Origin of the sequence: Polynucleobacter sp. SHI8 (assembly GCF_027944005.1) — a bacterium.
Lineage (GTDB): Bacteria > Pseudomonadota > Gammaproteobacteria > Burkholderiales > Burkholderiaceae > Polynucleobacter.
Window position 1 is genome coordinate 1,273,195 of record NZ_AP027204.1, and the last position, 17,627, is coordinate 1,290,821.

The window sequence follows — 17,627 nt, forward strand, 5'->3', positions numbered from 1 at the left end:
ATGAATTATTTTCTCGAAATGAAAACAGAACTCTTCAAGTCTTTTGAAGAAAATCATCAGGTTCATACTTTAACTAAAGGTTTAAGTATCGCCGCTGGTAAAGTTTTAGAAAAAGCATGGGTTGACTGCGGAATGGATACCTTGCCTGCAGAGGAATCTCCAAGCTTAATTGCAGTAGGAGGGTTTGGTCGTAATGAGTTATTTCCATTTTCAGATGTCGATATTCTGCTCTTACTTCAATCCTCTCCAAGCAACACACTCAATTCAGCTCTTACTTTAAAAATTGAGAAATTTATCACCCTTTGTTGGGATTTAGGTTTAGAAATAGGCTCCTCTGTTCGGAGTATTGATGAATGTATTGAAGAGTCAAGTAAGGATGTAACGGTTCGTACCTCTCTTTTAGAGGCAAGATTTTTGTTTGGTAATAAAAAATTATTCCAACGATTGATGTCTCAATTTGATGAAATTTTAGATCCCAAAGCCTTCTTTTTAGAAAAACTTTTAGAACTTCGTCAACGTCACCAAAAATATCAAAATACACCCTACTCACTTGAACCCAATGTGAAAGAAAGTCCTGGGGGACTAAGAGATATTCAAGTTATTTTGTGGATGACTAGAGCAGCAAAGTTTGGTCATACATTTCGGGATTTAAATAAAAGAGGCATTATCACGGGTCGTGAAGCAAGTGAATTAGCTAAAAACCATAAACTTCTTCAAACCATTCGTGCACACATTCATTTAATTAGTCATCGTCGTCAAGATCAACTTGCTTTTGAAATTCAAAATCCTCTATCGGAAAAATTTGGCCTAGTGAGTACCCCAGAAAAAAGAGCGAGCGAACAAATAATGCGTCGTTATTACTGGGCGGCCAAAGCTGTTACTCAACTCAATGAAGTTCTGATTCAAAATATTGAGGCACTATTATTTCCTAAAGAAGCGCAAAATATTAGAACTATTTCAGAAAACTTTATTGAACGCCAAGGTCAATTGGATATCATTGATCCACTACTATATACCAAAAGACCTGATCAAATTTTGGCAACTTTTGTTGTACTAGCAAATACAACTGGCCTTACTGGGCTCTCCTCACAGGTCCTAAGAGCTCTATATAACGCCCGCGAACTCATGGACTCACAGTGGCGCAACAACCCAGTAAACCGTGCACAATTTTTAACGATTATTCAATCGTCTAAAGGGGTTTTTCGGTCTTTAAACATTATGAATCAAACCAGTGTTTTAGGTCGATATCTTCCGCCGTTTAGAAAAATTGTCGGCCAAATGCAGCATGATTTGTTCCATGTCTACACGGTTGATCAGCATATTCTGACGGTTTTAAAAAATGTTCGTCGATTTTTTGTCCCCGAACTGTCTCATGAGTTCCCTTTCTGTAGTGAGTTAGCAGCTAACTTTGATAAACCTTGGTTAATTATTCTTGGGGCTTTATTTCATGATATTGCTAAGGGACGTGGCGGTGATCATTCTGATCTCGGTAAAAAGGATGTCAAATTATTTGCTTCTCAACATGGTCTTTCAAAAGAAGATACTGAAGTTGTGATTTTTCTTGTGGCTGAACATTTGAGTATGAGTCAAATTGCTCAAAAAATGGATATCTCCGATCAAGAGGTTATCGCGATGTTCGCTAAAAAGGTGGGCGACGAGAGACATTTAACTGCTCTTTATTTGCTAACTGTTGCCGATATTCGCGGTACAAGTCCCAAGGTTTGGAATGCCTGGAAAGGTAAATTATTAGAGGATTTGTATCGTCTTACGCTCAATTATCTCGGTGGAGCGAAGTTTGATACTTCCTCACAGTTAGAAATCCGTCAGCAAGAAGCCATCGATCAACTTCGGTTTCATGGGCTAGCACAAAATGCTCACCTTGAGCTATGGAAAAAAATTGATGTCGGATTTTTCTTAAAACACGATGCACAGGATATTGCATGGATAACCAGACATCTCTACCATGTCATCGATTCCAAAATACCTGTCGTACAAGCCCGCTTGTCACCTATTGGTGAAGGTTTACAAATTGTCGTTTATGTAAAAGATCAGCCTGATCTTTTTGCCAAAATCTGTTCCTATTTTGATCACAATGGGTTTTCAATTCAAGATGCGATCATTCATACGACTAGACATGGTTATGCATTAGATACTTTTCAAGTGTCCTATTTACAGGATATTCAAGTATCCGAGTATCGTCCAATCATCCAAATGGTAGAACATGAATTGGTTGAAATGCTCAAGAAAGATGGGCCACTGCCCGCGCCTCAAAAAGGCCGTATCTCAAGACAATCGCGCACATTTCCGATGCAACCAAGGGTTCAGCTCATCCCAGATGAAAAAGGTGATTTATTTATTCTCTCCCTCACAGCAAACGATCGGGCAGGACTTCTTTATAGTATTTCGAAAATTTTAGCGAGCCATCAAATTTCTTTAAGAAATGCAAAAATTAATACTCTCGGAGAGCGTGTTGAAGATACTTTGTTACTAGATGGTGATAAGCTAAAACTCAATCCGAAACTTCAAATTCAAATCGAAACTGAGTTGATTGAAGCATTATCTAACTAAAGTTCTATAGCTAAAAGCTTTAAAAATTCAGATTCATCGATAATAGTAATACCTAATGTTTGAGCTTTATCTAATTTACTGCCTGCGTCTGTGCCTGCGAGTAAAAAGTCTGTTTTACTAGAAACAGAACCTGAAACTTTTGCACCAGCTCGCTCAAGAAGTTCTTTTGCTTGGTCTCTTGAGAGTGTAGCTAAAGTCCCTGTAATCACAACCGTTTTGCCAATAAATGCAGTCACTTTTATTTCTTCAGAAGCTTTTTCGATTGGGTTAATTCCACAAACCATCAATTGCTCAATGACCTCGATATTATGTTCCTGAGATAAGAAATCTCGAATCGACTGTGCAACAACAGGACCAACGTCTCTCACCTTCAACAAGGCTTCGTCATCAGACAAAATAAATGCGTTTAAAGATCCGAAATGTTTGGCTAAATCTTTTGCTGTTGTTTCACCAACGTGTCTAATACCAAGGGCAAAGATCACTCGTGCCAAAGAGCATTGTTTCGACTCTTCAATAGCTATCAATAAATTAGAAGCTAATTTTTCACCCATCCTATTTAAGCGTAATAAAGCATTCAAACCTAAGCGATATAAGTCAGAAGGATTTCTAATTAACTGTTCAGAAATTAACTGTTCAATTATTTTTTCGCCAAGGCCATCAATATTCATTGCGCGACGGTGCGCAAAATGAATGATGGATTGAAGTTTTTGAGCATTACAAAATAATCCACCTGTACATCTAGCGATTGCTTCACCGGGTAGCTTTCTAATTTGTGAATTACAAATAGGACAATGCGTTGGCATACGAAATACCTCGGCATCTATCGGCCGTTTTTCTTGAACGACCATCACAACTTCAGGGATCACATCCCCAGCTCTTCTAACGACCACGGTATCGCCAATACGAACATCTTTTCGAATAATTTCATCCTCATTGTGTAAGGTAGCATTGGTCAAAGTGACGCCACCAACAAGGACTGGTTCAAGACGCGCTACAGGAGTAATGGCTCCCGTTCTACCAACTTGAACTTCAATGGCTAAAACTCTTGTAAATGCCTCTTGCGGAGGAAATTTATGCGCAATAGCAAATCTTGGTGCACGCGATACATAACCTAATTGTTGTTGTAAACGATATGCATTTACTTTATAGACAACACCATCAATATCAAAAGGTAATTGTTCACGACGACTTTCAATATTCTGGAAAAATTGCATTAATTCTGAATAACCATATGCAATCAATCGATCTTCACAAACCGGTAAACCCATAGCAATCATTTGATCCATTAAGTCTGAATGTCGTTCAGGCAACCATCGATCAGGAATAAGTTCCCCTATTCCATAAGCATAAAACGAGAGCGATCTTTGGGCAGTAACCTTAGAATCAAGCTGCCTTAAACTGCCTGCCGCAGCATTTCTGGGATTGGCAAACTCTTTTTCGCCTAGATTTCTTTGATCTTCATTTAACTGACGAAAATTTTCATGTGTCATAAAGACTTCACCACGAATTTCAATTCTTTGTGGCAGATTCGTCCCGATTAAACGCTGCGGGATTTGTGAAATTGTCTTGATATTATCGGTCACGTTTTCGCCTACAGCACCATCCCCGCGTGTCGCAGCTCTTACTAAAAAAGAGTTTTCATAGAGTAAAGAAATAGCTAAGCCATCAAATTTAAGTTCACAAGCGTACTCAACTGAAGATAACTCTAAACTCTCTCGACAACGCTTATCAAATGCAATTAATTCAGTTTCTGTCAGTGCGTTATTAAGGGATAACATGGGGCTGCCATGCACAACCTCGGAAAATACTTGGTTGGCATAGCCACTGACTTTCTGTGTCGGGGAATCAATGGTTATCCATTCTGGATGATTTTTTTCAATCGCTTGTAACTCGCGAAACAATTCATCATACTGAGCATCCGAAATCAACGGACTATCATTTAAGTAATACGCCTGATCAAATTGAGCTATCTGCTCTTTCAGCCAAGCATAGCGTTGGTCGAGTTGCTCTGCCATGCAAATTTAACTAAATAATCTTGCCGCAGATGAAGATCCTGCGGGTATCTGACGTTCTTCCATCAACGCGTAAATCGGCTCAAGTTGCGCCACAATCAGATCAATCGAACTTAACTCTAAGACTTGACCATTATCGTCTAATACCCGTCCATCAAGCTCTTGCGCAATCAATTTTGAAGTCTCTAGCATCTTAGAAAACGGATGAAGTTCTTGAGGAACTAAAGGTACATCTAAGGCGAATAAAACACTTTTAACACGAATTGTTTGTAAATCATCAGTCAAGAGGTTTACGCCAGGTATTTGGGCCTTAAAGAGAATCCTATTCTGTATGAAATAATTAAAAAATAAACCATCTCTTGATAGTGAAAAACCATTTTTGATTAAAACCGCATCGACATCTTTGGTTGACCAACTAATCATGTTAGGCACTATATTAAAACTCAACTGAATATCAGACTGAACTGCAAATTGATCTAAATCCTGAGCTTGAGATAAAACCTGAGGTATTGGGGGTAAATCAATTTCGGCATCGACATCCTGGGCTAATTGAGAGGCAAACCCTAAAAATTCTGCTAAATCTTCTTTACTGATTGGTCCACGGCGATTAGCTAATTGAATACTTAGCTGTAATTCACGATACTCATGATCTGCTTGTATCAACTCCCAAGTTTGATGCGCGTCATTTTCACATAAACCTTCACATGCAATACGATATGTTGGGTTGACTGGAGAGTTGGACATTTTCTCGATAACTTCCTGCCCATGAATCAATAATGAAAATTTAAGCGCAACAACACAGTCAATATTCGGATCCATACGGGTACTGTATTGCTCCGCAGAATTTGCGTCTTCATTCAAAGGCGCTGCAGAAATACTGTCAACAGTTGAACTACCTAAATTTTGTGGCGTGGCTTGGGTATTGTCTGAAGGTGCTTCACCTATTTGCTGATCAACATCAGAAGATGCAGGGCCAAAATGAGGTTCAATCATCTTTTCAGAATTTACAGACTCTTGTAAAGCAGCCTGAGCAAAGTTGCTCATCATGCGCTTTTTGAGTCGTTGGGTACGTAAAACATTGTTAATGATCAAGGCAAGCACAATTAAAACACTAACTATAAGTAGTGCTTTTTGTAAATCTAACTGTTCTATTAATTGCAATACACTTTCAGGCATTTTATTCACTCTGGGTCAATGCAGTGGCAGCTTGTAAATCTACAGCAACAACTCTAGATACACCTTGCTCTTGCATCGTAACACCAATCAATTGATTCGCAATTTCCATTGTTATTTTGTTGTGTGAAATAAACAAAAATTGTGTTTTTTGCGACATTTTGGCAACAATGTCTGAGTACCTTGCCGTATTTGCATCATCTAGCGGTGCATCAACTTCATCTAATAAACAAAATGGGGCTGGATTTAATTGAAATAGTGAAAATACAAGAGCAATTGCTGTAAGTGCCTTTTCTCCGCCAGATAGCAAATGAATCGTTGTATTTTTCTTGCCAGGTGGCTGGGCCATCACTTGGACGCCTGAATCCAAGATTTCTTCGCCTGTCATTACTAGCTTAGCATTACCACCACCAAATAAGGCTGGGAAAATTTCAGAGAAATGCTGATTCACTTGATCAAAGGTATCTTGCAAGAGACTTCTTGTTTCTGAATCAATTCGCATAATGGCATCCGTTAAAGTGCTCATTGCTTCATTTAAGTCAGCCATCTGAGCATCTAAGAAACCTTTTCTTTCACTCGATGCCTTTAACTCGTCCAAAGCAGCCATATTGACTGGACCTAGGGCTTGAATCTGATTTTGTAATTGATTTACTTGTGTCTGCAATTGCGACACACGATGCTCGGATGTTATTTTTGCTTTGACACTCTCTATGTCAGCATTCTGTTCCTTGAGTAAGGTGTTAAATTGCTCAACGGTGAGTCTAGATGCTTGTTCCTTTAATTGAGCAGCGGTGATTTTTTCACGTATCGGTTCAATAAATTTTTCTAGGCCCATACGATTTTCATCTGTAGACTTAATTTCGAATACTAACGCATCAAAAATAGTTCTTGCTTGTGCAAGGGCATGCTCCTTGTCTGAGCGAAAACTTAATTGTTCCTGGAGTTGTTCTTGTAATGAGGCATCGGAAAATTGTTCTAAATCTTGATGAATACTTAGCTCTGAGTTTTTAATTTGCTCAATCTGTTCAGAGGACATCTTCATTTCATTATTTAAATCATTCTGTCTCTGAAGAAGTGTTCTTAATTCATAAGAAGCCTCTTGAGCTTTGGATACTAAACTTTGATGATGTTTAAGAGCGCTATCTCGTGCTTTTTGTAATTCTTGATGATCAACTTGAGACTTTTCAAAATGAGTTCGGGACTCAATGATTTCTAGTTCAAGCTGATGAATATCAGCCGTGCTGTTCGTTAAGGTAGCTTTTAAATGAGTAATCGATTGTTCTGTTTCAGCAATATCATTATTTACTTGATTTGCTTTATTGGCATACTCTTGCTCAGCTTGCTTGAGTTGCAAAGTTTCCATTTCAAAGCGATGCGCATCTTTAACTGTTTGTTCAGCAGCTAATCGATCATTAATTGCTTGTTGATGGGTTATCTGATATTGCGATTGCATTTTAGAGTGTTCACTTTGACACTCATCCAGAATAATCTGCTCAGATTTAATTTGTAATTCTAAACTTTCAATTTCTTTAGCTCTGGCGATTAAACCGGACTGTTCATTATCTTGGGCGTACAACTGAATACCAACTCGAGAAATAATGTGGCCTGACTTCGCAACAAATACTCCCCCCACTGGTAAATCATGTCTTCTCGATAAACCATCAGCTACAGAGTCGATGACAAACACATTAACCAGCCACTCTTGTAATACGCCAGCTAGTGCTAAATCTTTCACCACAATTCGACTAAATAAAGGCGTTAAATTACTAACACTCGCCTGTTTTGACATGGCTTGATTAGCCGATGTCTCAAACCAAGCAACTCGGCCAGGCGGAATCATTTCAACGAACTTGACTGCATCGTTTAAATCGCTTGATTGGATTGCCCCAGTTCTTTCTCTTAAGATAGATTCAACTGCGGATTCCCATCCATTTTCAACTTGAATTTTTTGCCATAATCTTGGTAGATCATGCAATTGATGCTGCTCTAACCAAGGGCGTAATTTACCTTGAGACTGAACGCGTTCTTGGATACCTTTTAAAGCTGACAGTTTTGCTTGAGTTTGGCTAACCAATTGATTTGCCTGCTGAAGTGCTTGTTGGGACTCCTGTCTTGCTTTATCAGCTAATGGAACCGCCTGCTCAGAAGCTTGTAATTTAATCTGTGCTTCATCTCTTTTCTTTAAAGCACTTTGACTACGATCAATTGCAGTGTTTAAAGCTTCTTCATTCGGTTTGATCAGTTTTTCAAAATCAATTTGTAAACGCACCAAGCGTTGCTCTGCTTGTTCAACCTGAGAACTAATCCCCTGAATAGATGCTTTTTTACTAACAACTTGCTTATCTAATTCGTTAAAGGTATTTCTCAATTGGTTCACAAGTTGCTCGGATGACAACCAACAATCATCTAGGTCAGGTAATCCTGCCTCATGTTGTTTAACATCAGCCTGACACATCTCGTCTAGGTCTTGAGCCTGCTCAATTTCAACCTGAATTTTACTTTGCTGTTCAGAGGCCAGGTCATATTGGGCTTGCCAGCGTAATAGTTGAGTTTGTAAACTTTGTAATTGATTCTCTAAGCGCTGTTTTGAGTCATTGGCAAATTTAATTTCAGACTCAATTCTGGATATCTGGGCGTTCACCTCGTATAAATCGCCTTGTGCTTGAGAAACATTATTCTGTAGTTCATATTGCTGATTACGTTTTATCTCTAGATCAGATTCGATAGACCTGACCGATGCAATCTTTTCCTCTAAATCAACTTGGGCTTGACGAATGATTTGTTGTTGTTGCTGCTGAATCTGCTCGCCTTCAATATATCTCATAACCCACAACATTTGCTGCTGCTCATGCATGGTTTGTTGAAATTCTGTATATTTTTGGGCAACTTCTGCTTGAGACTCTAATTTAATTAATTGAGCATCTAATTCCCGCAAAATATCTTGTACACGTGTCAGATTTTCTTGGGTATCTTCTAGACGAGCTTCAGTCTCCTTACGTCGTTCTTTGTATTTTGAAACGCCCGCAGCTTCTTCTAAAAAGACACGCAATTCTTCAGGCTTTGATTCAATAATTCTTGAAATCGTTCCTTGACCAATAATGGCATAGGCCCTAGGACCAAGACCAGTTCCCAAGAACATATCTTGTATATCTTTACGACGAACAACTTGCTGATTAATTAAATAATTTGAGGCGCCGTCTCTCGTTAAGACACGTTTGACAGAAATTTCACCAAATTGAGCCCACTGACCTTGTGCACGGCCGTCGGTATTATCAAAGACTAATTCAACACTCGCCCTACCTGCTGGCTTTCGTAATCCTGAACCATTAAAAATGACGTCTTGCATCGACTCTCCGCGCAATTCACTTGCACGTGATTCACCAAGCACCCATCTTACAGCGTCGATAATATTAGATTTTCCGCACCCATTTGGTCCCACAACACCAATAAGTTGGCCTGGTAATTCAAAGTTGGTCGGGTCAACGAAGGATTTAAAACCTGCTAGTTTGATTGATTTCAGTCTCACAACGTTTTACATTTTTCACCGTTAAAACATGATGATATCAATTTTTGTAATTGAATCTGTGTTTTTACAACATTTGCCAACAAAGATATAAAATAAACACATTAAATTGCCCTAACCTCTGAAAACTCCTATATGACAAACACAAACAAAGATCAACTTCAATCAATTATTGACCAAGCTTGGGATAACCGTGCTCAAATTTCGAATCAAAACGCCTCACCCGAATTACGCGCAAGTGTTGCCGAAGTAATTGAAGGGCTTAATCATGGGGAAATTCGTGTAGCTTCAAGGGAGTCCGTTGGTGTTTGGACTGTTCATCAATGGGTTAAAAAGGCTGTTTTACTCTCATTCAAACTCCAAGATAATGCATTAATGAGCGCTGGAGGTTACACGCAATTCTTTGATAAAGTACCCTCCAAGTTTGAAAAATATACGCAAGAAGATTTTGTTAAAGGTGGTTTTCGCGTAGTACCACCTGCTGTTGCAAGACGTGGTTCATTTATCGGAAAAAATGTTGTTTTGATGCCCTCCTACGTCAATATTGGCGCTTATGTCGATGAAGGAAGTATGGTCGATACTTGGGCAACGGTTGGTTCTTGTGCTCAAATAGGCAAAAATGTTCATTTATCAGGCGGTGTTGGTATTGGTGGGGTTTTGGAGCCAGTTCAAGCTGGTCCAGTCATTATCGAAGATAACTGCTTTATTGGCGCACGTTCTGAGGTCGTTGAGGGTGTAGTAATCGAAGAAAATAGTGTTTTATCAATGGGTGTTTATATTGGTCAAAGTACAAAAATATATGACCGTGAAACGGGTGAGGTTCATTATGGTCGCGTTCCTGCAGGCTCTGTGGTAGTTCCTGGATCTTTGCCCTCTAGTGATGGTAAATATAGTCTTTATGCTGCCATCATTGTTAAAAAAGTCGATGCTCAAACGAGAGCCAAAACAGCTATTAATGAACTTTTAAGAGATTGATGACTCGAATGCCTATTACCCTTTACGGTATACCTAATTGTCAAACTGTGAAAAAAGCACGAGTTTGGCTTGAAAGTCATCAGATTTATTACCAATTTTACGATTTTAAAAAACAGGTCGTGAATGAGGAGCTCATCCAACTATGGTTAAAACATGTTGAATGGACTCAATTAATTAATCGCTCTGGCATGACTTATCGAAATTTAACGGATCAACAAAAAGAACAATCTCAAACTCAATCTGGGGCAATTTCTTTGATGATACAAAATCCTTCGATGATCAAACGCCCTATCTTAGAAGATTCTAAATCCATTTATCTTGGTTTTAAAGAAGCGGACTATCAATCGATATTTGGAGCTTTATGAATTCCTCTTTAACGAATACCCAGTTACTAGCTCAAGGACTTATTGCCCATCCTTCCATTACCCCCCAAGATGGTGGAATTCAAGATCTAATCGCAAGCCGGCTGCGAACTTTAGACTTCAGTTGCGAAACAATTTTGAGTGGGCCTGATGATTTTCGGGTAACAAATTTATGGGCGATTCGTCGTGGAAGTGGCGCTAATGACGCTCCCTGCTTAGTTTTTGCTGGCCATACTGATGTAGTGCCACCTGGGCCTCTTGAAAAATGGACCTCGGATCCTTTTATTCCTCAAATTCGGGATGGTCATTTGTTTGGCCGTGGTGCGGCTGATATGAAAAGCTCTTTAGCTGCTTTTGTTGTTGCAACAGAAGAATTTATTGCACAGTATCCTCAACACTTTGGCTCTATCGCTTTTTTATTAACGAGTGATGAAGAAGGTCCCAAAAATACTGACGGGACAGTGGTCGTTGTCAATAAATTACAAGAACGTCAGGTTCGACTTGATTATTGTATTGTTGGTGAACCGACAAGCTCGAATAAGTTCGGCGATATGATTAAAAATGGTCGCCGAGGCTCATTGTCTGCTAAATTAACGATTAAGGGAATTCAAGGTCATGTGGCCTATCCACATCTTGCTCAAAATCCAATCCATCTCGCAGCACCGCTTTTATCAGAATTAGCAGCCATCGAATGGGATCAGGGGAATGAATACTTTCCTCCAACCACTTGGCAAACCTCAAACTTCCACTCCGGAACAGGGGCATTAAATGTGATCCCCGGGGACGCTATTATTGATTTCAATTTCCGCTTTGCTACATCAAGTACTGCCAAAGGATTAATGACTCAGGTAGAGGATATCTTAAAAAAGCATCAACTGAATTACGACATCTCCTGGAATCAAGCCGGCGAGCCTTTCTTGACACCTCAAGGTACGTTATGCCAAGCATTAAGTCATGCCATTGTTGAGGAAGTTGGTATTGAGCCACAACTATCCACAACTGGTGGGACAAGTGATGGACGATTTATCGCTAAAATTTGTCCTCAAGTGGTCGAGTTTGGTCCCATTAATGCCTCTATACACAAAGTGAATGAGAACGTGAACCTGGCGGATATTGAATCCTTAAAAAATATTTATCGCCGTACCCTTGAAGAATTAGTACGCTCATAGTGCAGAACTCTGATTTAACTTTTAACGATGCCTGTGATGTCTTAAGCGAGCTCCTCGCAACTGCTAACTTATCCTTTGGTCACGGCGCTCCGGATGCAGATAGTGAAGCTTTCTGGATATTGTCACATTGTGTTCATATTGCGCCGATTGATGCTTTAGATCGTGTTGATGAACCTTATCCTACCTTGGCTTTTGACAGAGCAAATGCCATCGTTCATGAGCGAATTTCAACTCGCAAACCACTTGCCTATTTATTAGGTGAAGCTTGGTTGATGGGTTACGATTTTATTTGTGATGAACGTAGTATCGTTCCCCGATCTTTTATTGCAGAACTGATTTCTGATGAAATTCTTGAGCCGTGGTTACCTCCAGGGGGGCGTGCTCTTGATTTATGTACTGGTAATGGCTCTTTAGCCATTCTTTTATCGATTGCTTGCCCAGATATGATCGTTTGTGCCACTGACATCAGTCCAGATGCTCTTGAACTCGCAGCATTGAATATTGAAAAATATCAACTCGATGAATCCATTGAGCTATTTTGTGGAGACCTATTTGAGGGATTACCCCCCCTTTCAGCGAATGATAGGTTTGACATTATTTTGTGCAATCCACCCTATGTTAACTCGAGTTCGATGGCGCAATTGCCAGATGAATACCTTCAAGAACCATCAATAGCATTGGCAGGGGGTACAGATGGAATGGTTATTATTCGAAAAATTATTAAACAAGCTAAAGATTATTTAAATCACTCTGGTGCTTTGGTTTTAGAAATTGGCAATGAATACGAACATTTTAAGAAAGCATTCCCTGAAATGAATGTGACATGGTTATCCGTTTCTTCTGGAACTCAACAAGTATTATTAATTACTTATAAGGACTTACCATAGGTGTATGTTTCTATGATTAAGAATATAATAAGTTTTCTATAATTTTCTTAAACTTACTCCCTATGACCATGATGAAATCACTTAAAAATATAGTTTCAGTAGTTGGATTAGTCATACTATCAATTTCATTATCCGCACAAGCGGAAGAATATCCCGCCAAACCTGTAACAATCGTTGTGCCCTTTTCAGCTGGTGGCCCAACAGATGCAGTTGCGCGCTTACTTTCTGTTCCAATGACCAAGTTTTTAGGACAAACAGTAATTGTTGAAAATACGGTTGGTGCTGGTGGTACGATTGCAGCTAATCGAGTTGCAAAGTCTCCAAAAGATGGTTACTTAGTTCTGCTGCACCATATCGGCATATCAACAGCTCCAGCTTTGTATTCAAAATTACCATATGACACCTTAAACGACTTTGAATATATTGGTCAGGTAGTTAACGCTCCAATGACATTGATTGGCCGTAAAAACTTACCAGCCAATAACTATAAAGAGCTTTTGGCTTACATCCAAAAAAATCGAGATAAAGTGACCCTTGCAAACGCAGGTCCCGGTGCGGTTTCGCAACTTTGTGGTATGTTATTTACAAGCCAACTAGGTATTCCATTGACTCAGGTTCCATACAAAGGTACCGGTCCAGCGATTACAGATATTTTGGGTGGTCAGGTTGATTTACTTTGTGACCAAACCACAAATACCCTTTCACATATCAAAGCAGATAAAGTCAAACTTTTTGGCACAACTACTTTAAAACGTTTGTCTAGCTTACCGAATGTTCCGACTCTCAATGAACAAGGATTAAAAGGCTTCCAAGTCGTTGCATGGCACGGCATGTATACCTCGAAAGGCACTCCAACAGCAGTGACAGAAAAACTGAATGCCGCACTCAAGTTTGCCTTGGCTGACGCTGATGTCAAAGCGCGCCTAGCAGAATTAAACGTTGAAATTGCTCCGCCAGAAGATGTGACTCCTGCAAGTCTTAAACGTCAGGTTGAATCTGAGATTAAAAAATGGGCTCCAATTATCAAAGCATCCGGTTCTTACATCGATTAATTTGATAGAACTCTAAAGAGAAAGGAAGCTAAGGCTTCCTTTTTTATTCGACTACCATGCTCTTAAATAGAGTTCTAGTTTTTTCTGGTATTGGAACTGGTCGATGCGATTGTCGGTCAACATATACATGTGTAAAAGACCCCAAAGCTGATAAGGTATTTTCTTGGTTTTTATATATTCCCAAACGATAAGTAACACTCGAATTGCCAATTTTTTCGACAGCAACACCAACATAAACCACATCTGGAAAAGCAATTGATGCAAAAAATTGACATTGATTATTCACAACTAGGCCAATGACATCACTGTTTTCGATTTCTAATACGCCATTTTCAACAAGGTTTTGATTAACCGCAGTATCAAAATAAGAGAAGTAAATAACATTATTGACATGTAAATAAATGTCATTATCAGACCACCTAGTAGAAATAGTTACCAACTTCGGAAAATCATCCCTTTTATATTCAGGAATACTAGGCATATTACAAATCTCTCACTATTTGAAGCGCGGTCTCAATTCTTTCAACACTAATCAACTCCATATTATCAAATTGAGATTGCTTAGGAAGGTTAGCTTTAGGAATAATTGCTCTCTTAAATCCTAGTTTTGCCGCTTCTTTTAAACGCTCTTGACCACGGGGGCAAGCTCTAATTTCACCGGCTAAACCAACCTCACCAAATACCACTAAATCTCGCGGTAAAGGTTTATTCTTTAAGGAGGATTGTATGGCTAGAAGCACTGCAAGATCGGCTGCAGGTTCAGTAATTTTTACCCCACCTACCGCATTTAAAAACACATCCTGATCAAAACATGCGATTCCTGCATGACGGTGCATGACTGCAAGTAACATCGCTAATCGATTTTGCTCTAATCCTACGGCTAATCTTCTGGGATTAGGTACATGCGATTGATCTACTAATGCTTGGATTTCAACTAATAAAGGTCGCGTTCCCTCTTGGGTTACCAACACACAGGTTCCAGGAACACTAGCATTACTTTGCGACAAAAATAAAGCAGATGGATTACTCACGCCTTTGAGGCCTTTATCCGTCATCGCAAATACACCAAGCTCATTAACAGCGCCGAAACGATTTTTTATAGCCCGTACTAAACGGAATGAAGATTGAGGGTCACCTTCAAAATAAAGTACCGTATCCACAATATGCTCAAGAACACGAGGGCCTGCAATATTACCTTCTTTGGTGACATGCCCAACAAGAAGTATCGATATACCAGAAGATTTTGCAAGGCGAGTTAACTGCGATGCGCACTCTCGTACTTGTGCGACTGATCCTGGTGCTGAACTTAAAGCTTCTGAATATATAGTTTGGATGGAGTCGATGACTGCAACTCGAGGCTTTACAGCCTCTAATGTGGGTATGATTTTCTCTAAAAGAATTTCTGGGTAAATATCTAAGTCTGGGGCAAATGACCCAATTCTTTGAGCGCGCAGAGCAATTTGAGCAGAGGATTCCTCGCCACTGATATACATCACTGACTCGCCAGCTTGGCTTAAACTGGCCAGTGTCTGAAGCAGCAATGTTGATTTACCAATACCAGGGTCGCCACCAATGAGAACAACCCCAGCATCGACTAGTCCGCCACCCAATACGCGATCAAATTCGGGGATTAAGGTTGATATTCGACCGTAATCTTCAAGAGTGATTTGAGATAACTTTTGGGAGGGTGCGGTTTTAGTTAATCCAATAAAGCGCTGATTCGATGACTTCTCTAAAAACTCTTCAAGTGTGTTCCACTCCTGACAAGCTGCACACTGCCCACTCCATTTAGGAAAGCTTGCCCCACAACTTTGACAAACGTACTGAGATTTAACTTTAGACACGTTTAATCAAGGGGTGATGTTTTACGATTTTCTTTTGCACGCTTATCAGCATCTTTGCGTCGCTCCTCTAGTTCAGCTTCGCGCTCAGCACGTAATCGCTGTTTTTCTTCATAATTTGCCCTATTTTCAGCTCGCTCTTTTACTTTCTGAGGGTCTTGATACTCTGCCATACGCTGCTGATCTTTTTCGTCTTTGATGATTTCATTCACAACGCGTTGACGATCGTGTAGAGCAATTTCTTGATCACGAACAATCTTTTTTTCTTTTAAAAAAACTATTCTTGCTTTATCCATACACCGCTGCATCCAAAATTTACCATAACATTCAGACACAGCTTGATCATAGCGATACTGAATCCATTCAAACTGGGTGTTTAAATTATTTTGGATGAGATCAATTTGCTGCAATTCTTTATCTTGAGAAACACCTGCGTGTACCTGCGAATGCAAAGTAAGCAACAGCAAAAAACTCGCAAAAAATAAAGAATGATTTGGCATTAACTACGACTCATTGCCAGATGATACAAGTTAGTTGATCGAGCACCACTTCGACAAAATGCAAGGATCGGCTTAGGTAAAGAATCAATTAATTCAGCCATTTGATGAACTTGATCTGCTGTGATTGCGCCACTAATGACTGGCAAGTATGCAAACTGCATACCACTTGCAATCACTTGTTTTTCAATATCAGTATGCAATGGTTGTTCATGGCCACCCTCCAAATCTGGACGATTATCGATCACACTTTTGAAGCCCATAGCAGCAACTTCATTCACCTGTTCAGGACTAATCTGTCCAGTCGTAGAAAATTCTGGATTGTGGGTAGTAATATCAACGGTCATGATTTATCCTTTCGATGAGGTAATAAGAGTTAAACCTCGTGAGAGGTCATTTTTTAAGTCACTAACATGCTCTAAGCCAATGGACAGTCTAATTAAACCTTCTACTAATCCCGCTTTTTCTCGATCTGCAACAGGCATACGTCCATGTGTCGTAGTCGCTGGATGTGTAATGGTCGTTCTGGTATCACCTAAATTTGCGGTAATTGAACACAGTTTTGTGGAGTCGATGACTTTCCAAGCATTTTCACGACCACCCTTCACCACAAATGAAACAATGGCACCACCCTTTGATTGTTGACGCATGGCTAATTCATGCTGTGGATGCGACGGTAATTGTGGATGATAAACACGTTCAACCATCTCACATGACTCTAACCATGAAGCAATCTCAAGAGCATTATCACTTTGCTTTTCAACTCTTAATGAAAGTGTTTCAAGTCCCTTCAATAGAACCCAGGCATTAAAGGCAGATAAAGTTGGACCTGTAATACGATTAAATCCAAATATTTTTGAGATGAGCTCTTTAGAACCAAGCACAGCTCCTCCTAAAACCCTACCCTGACCATCTAAAAATTTGGTTGCAGAATGAATAATGACATCAGCACCTAACTCTAATGGCTTTTGTAAAACCGGGGTACAAAAGCAATTATCGACTACAAATAGAGCATTTGCCGCTTTACAAATGGCACTAATAGCTCTTATATCAGCGATTTCAGTTAAGGGGTTTGAAGGGCTTTCAATATAAACCATCCGTGTATTTGGACGCATCGCTGCAGAAAATTCTTCAACTGAGGTAGGGTCAACGTAAGTTGTCGTTATTTCAAATTTAGACAAAATATTGCTAAACATTTGTATGGTTGAACCAAAGACTGCACGTGAACAAATAATATGATCACCTGCTTTCAGAACTGTTAGGGATAAGGCAAATATTGCCGCCATTCCAGATGCGGTTGCAATACAAGCCTGCGCACCTTCAAGAGCGGCTAAACGATCTTGAAACATGGAAACAGAGGGATTGGTAAATCGTGAATAAATGAATCCGGTCTCCGCATTGGCAAATCGATCTGCTGCCACTTGCGAATTCTCATAAACAAAACTAGAGGTCAAGAACATCGCCTCTGAATGCTCGTTAAATTGGGAGCGCATTGTCCCTGAACGGACCGCTAAGGTATCAGGATGCAAACCTTCCAATTTATTTTGATCTGACATGATCTTGACTTC

General features: G+C 39.7%; 14 protein-coding genes. 6 read left to right on the top strand and 8 right to left on the bottom strand.

Features of this window, described 5'->3' with window-relative positions:
* Complete coding sequence (locus QMN06_RS06420; RefSeq protein ID WP_281969310.1) at positions 1–2,568, top strand: [protein-PII] uridylyltransferase; 2,568 nt, start codon at positions 1–3, stop codon at positions 2,566–2,568.
* Here the strand turns inward: QMN06_RS06420 and ligA are convergent.
* From ligA to smc, 3 genes are read right to left on the bottom strand one after another with little or no spacing between them, the layout of a single operon-like run.
* Positions 2,565–4,583 (bottom strand): NAD-dependent DNA ligase LigA, encoded by a 2,019-nt coding sequence (ligA, locus tag QMN06_RS06425; protein ID WP_281969311.1) that lies wholly within the window; start codon positions 4,581–4,583, stop codon positions 2,565–2,567. The two genes, QMN06_RS06420 and ligA, sit on opposite strands and share 4 nt — an antisense overlap.
* Before the next feature lie 6 nt (positions 4,584–4,589).
* Entirely contained in the window at positions 4,590–5,756 is a 1,167-nt protein-coding gene (locus QMN06_RS06430) for a cell division protein ZipA C-terminal FtsZ-binding domain-containing protein (protein WP_281969312.1), read from the bottom strand.
* 1 nt (position 5,757) lies between these two features.
* Entirely contained in the window at positions 5,758–9,279 is a 3,522-nt protein-coding gene (smc, locus tag QMN06_RS06435) for a chromosome segregation protein SMC (RefSeq protein WP_281969313.1), read from the bottom strand.
* A 132-nt stretch (positions 9,280–9,411) separates the two neighbouring features.
* On the opposite strand from smc, the gene dapD reads away from it, so the two are divergent.
* The 5 genes from dapD (at position 9,412) to QMN06_RS06460 (ending at position 13,721) form a co-directional block, all read left to right on the top strand.
* Positions 9,412–10,251 (top strand): 2,3,4,5-tetrahydropyridine-2,6-dicarboxylate N-succinyltransferase, encoded by an 840-nt coding sequence (dapD, locus tag QMN06_RS06440; protein ID WP_281969314.1) that lies wholly within the window; start codon positions 9,412–9,414, stop codon positions 10,249–10,251.
* Positions 10,251–10,616: an arsenate reductase gene (locus QMN06_RS06445; RefSeq protein WP_348649134.1), complete on the top strand. Its 366-nt coding sequence runs from the start codon at positions 10,251–10,253 to the stop codon at positions 10,614–10,616. Before dapD ends, QMN06_RS06445 begins: the two co-directional genes overlap by 1 nt.
* Positions 10,613–11,782: a succinyl-diaminopimelate desuccinylase gene (gene dapE, locus QMN06_RS06450; RefSeq protein WP_281969315.1), complete on the top strand. Its 1,170-nt coding sequence runs from the start codon at positions 10,613–10,615 to the stop codon at positions 11,780–11,782. Before QMN06_RS06445 ends, dapE begins: the two co-directional genes overlap by 4 nt.
* The gene (gene prmB, locus QMN06_RS06455) at positions 11,782–12,669 is read left to right on the top strand and encodes a 50S ribosomal protein L3 N(5)-glutamine methyltransferase (protein ID WP_281969316.1); all 888 of its coding nucleotides are present in this window, start codon (positions 11,782–11,784) and stop codon (positions 12,667–12,669) included. Before dapE ends, prmB begins: the two co-directional genes overlap by 1 nt.
* Before the next feature lie 62 nt (positions 12,670–12,731).
* Positions 12,732–13,721: a tripartite tricarboxylate transporter substrate-binding protein gene (locus tag QMN06_RS06460; protein ID WP_281969317.1), complete on the top strand. Its 990-nt coding sequence runs from the start codon at positions 12,732–12,734 to the stop codon at positions 13,719–13,721.
* A 43-nt stretch (positions 13,722–13,764) separates the two neighbouring features.
* Here QMN06_RS06460 and QMN06_RS06465 read toward each other — a convergent pair whose 3' ends face one another.
* The 5 genes from QMN06_RS06465 to QMN06_RS06485 are packed head-to-tail and all read right to left on the bottom strand — an operon-like array spanning position 13,765 to position 17,615.
* Entirely contained in the window at positions 13,765–14,202 is a 438-nt protein-coding gene (locus QMN06_RS06465) for a thioesterase family protein (RefSeq protein ID WP_281969318.1), read from the bottom strand.
* Position 14,203: 1 nt separating this feature from the next.
* Entirely contained in the window at positions 14,204–15,565 is a 1,362-nt protein-coding gene (gene radA / locus QMN06_RS06470; RefSeq protein ID WP_281969319.1) for a DNA repair protein RadA, read from the bottom strand.
* A gap of 2 nt (positions 15,566–15,567) precedes the next feature.
* Positions 15,568–16,062: a hypothetical protein gene (locus QMN06_RS06475; protein WP_281969320.1), complete on the bottom strand. Its 495-nt coding sequence runs from the start codon at positions 16,060–16,062 to the stop codon at positions 15,568–15,570.
* A complete protein-coding gene (locus tag QMN06_RS06480; RefSeq protein WP_281969321.1) occupies positions 16,062–16,406 on the bottom strand; it encodes a TIGR01244 family sulfur transferase in 345 nt (114 codons plus the stop codon). Before QMN06_RS06480 ends, QMN06_RS06475 begins: the two co-directional genes overlap by 1 nt.
* 3 nt (positions 16,407–16,409) lie before the next feature.
* Positions 16,410–17,615, bottom strand: coding sequence for an O-succinylhomoserine sulfhydrylase (locus tag QMN06_RS06485; RefSeq protein WP_281969322.1), 1,206 nt, complete (start codon positions 17,613–17,615; stop codon positions 16,410–16,412).
* Between the last annotated feature and the right edge of the window lie 12 nt (positions 17,616–17,627).

Excerpts from the sequence above, each read along its gene's own strand:
- QMN06_RS06420 (WP_281969310.1), top strand. The coding sequence starts at position 1 with ATGAATTATTTTCTCGAAATGAAAACAGAACTCTTCAAGTCTTTTGAA.
- ligA (WP_281969311.1), bottom strand. The coding sequence starts at position 4,583 with ATGGCAGAGCAACTCGACCAACGCTATGCTTGGCTGAAAGAGCAGATA.
- QMN06_RS06430 (WP_281969312.1), bottom strand. The coding sequence starts at position 5,756 with ATGCCTGAAAGTGTATTGCAATTAATAGAACAGTTAGATTTACAAAAA.
- dapD (WP_281969314.1), top strand. The coding sequence starts at position 9,412 with ATGACAAACACAAACAAAGATCAACTTCAATCAATTATTGACCAAGCT.
- QMN06_RS06445 (WP_348649134.1), top strand. The coding sequence starts at position 10,251 with ATGACTCGAATGCCTATTACCCTTTACGGTATACCTAATTGTCAAACT.
- dapE (WP_281969315.1), top strand. The coding sequence starts at position 10,613 with ATGAATTCCTCTTTAACGAATACCCAGTTACTAGCTCAAGGACTTATT.
- QMN06_RS06460 (WP_281969317.1), top strand. The coding sequence starts at position 12,732 with ATGACCATGATGAAATCACTTAAAAATATAGTTTCAGTAGTTGGATTA.
- QMN06_RS06465 (WP_281969318.1), bottom strand. The coding sequence starts at position 14,202 with ATGCCTAGTATTCCTGAATATAAAAGGGATGATTTTCCGAAGTTGGTA.
- QMN06_RS06475 (WP_281969320.1), bottom strand. The coding sequence starts at position 16,062 with ATGCCAAATCATTCTTTATTTTTTGCGAGTTTTTTGCTGTTGCTTACT.
- QMN06_RS06480 (WP_281969321.1), bottom strand. The coding sequence starts at position 16,406 with ATGACCGTTGATATTACTACCCACAATCCAGAATTTTCTACGACTGGA.
- QMN06_RS06485 (WP_281969322.1), bottom strand. The coding sequence starts at position 17,615 with ATGTCAGATCAAAATAAATTGGAAGGTTTGCATCCTGATACCTTAGCG.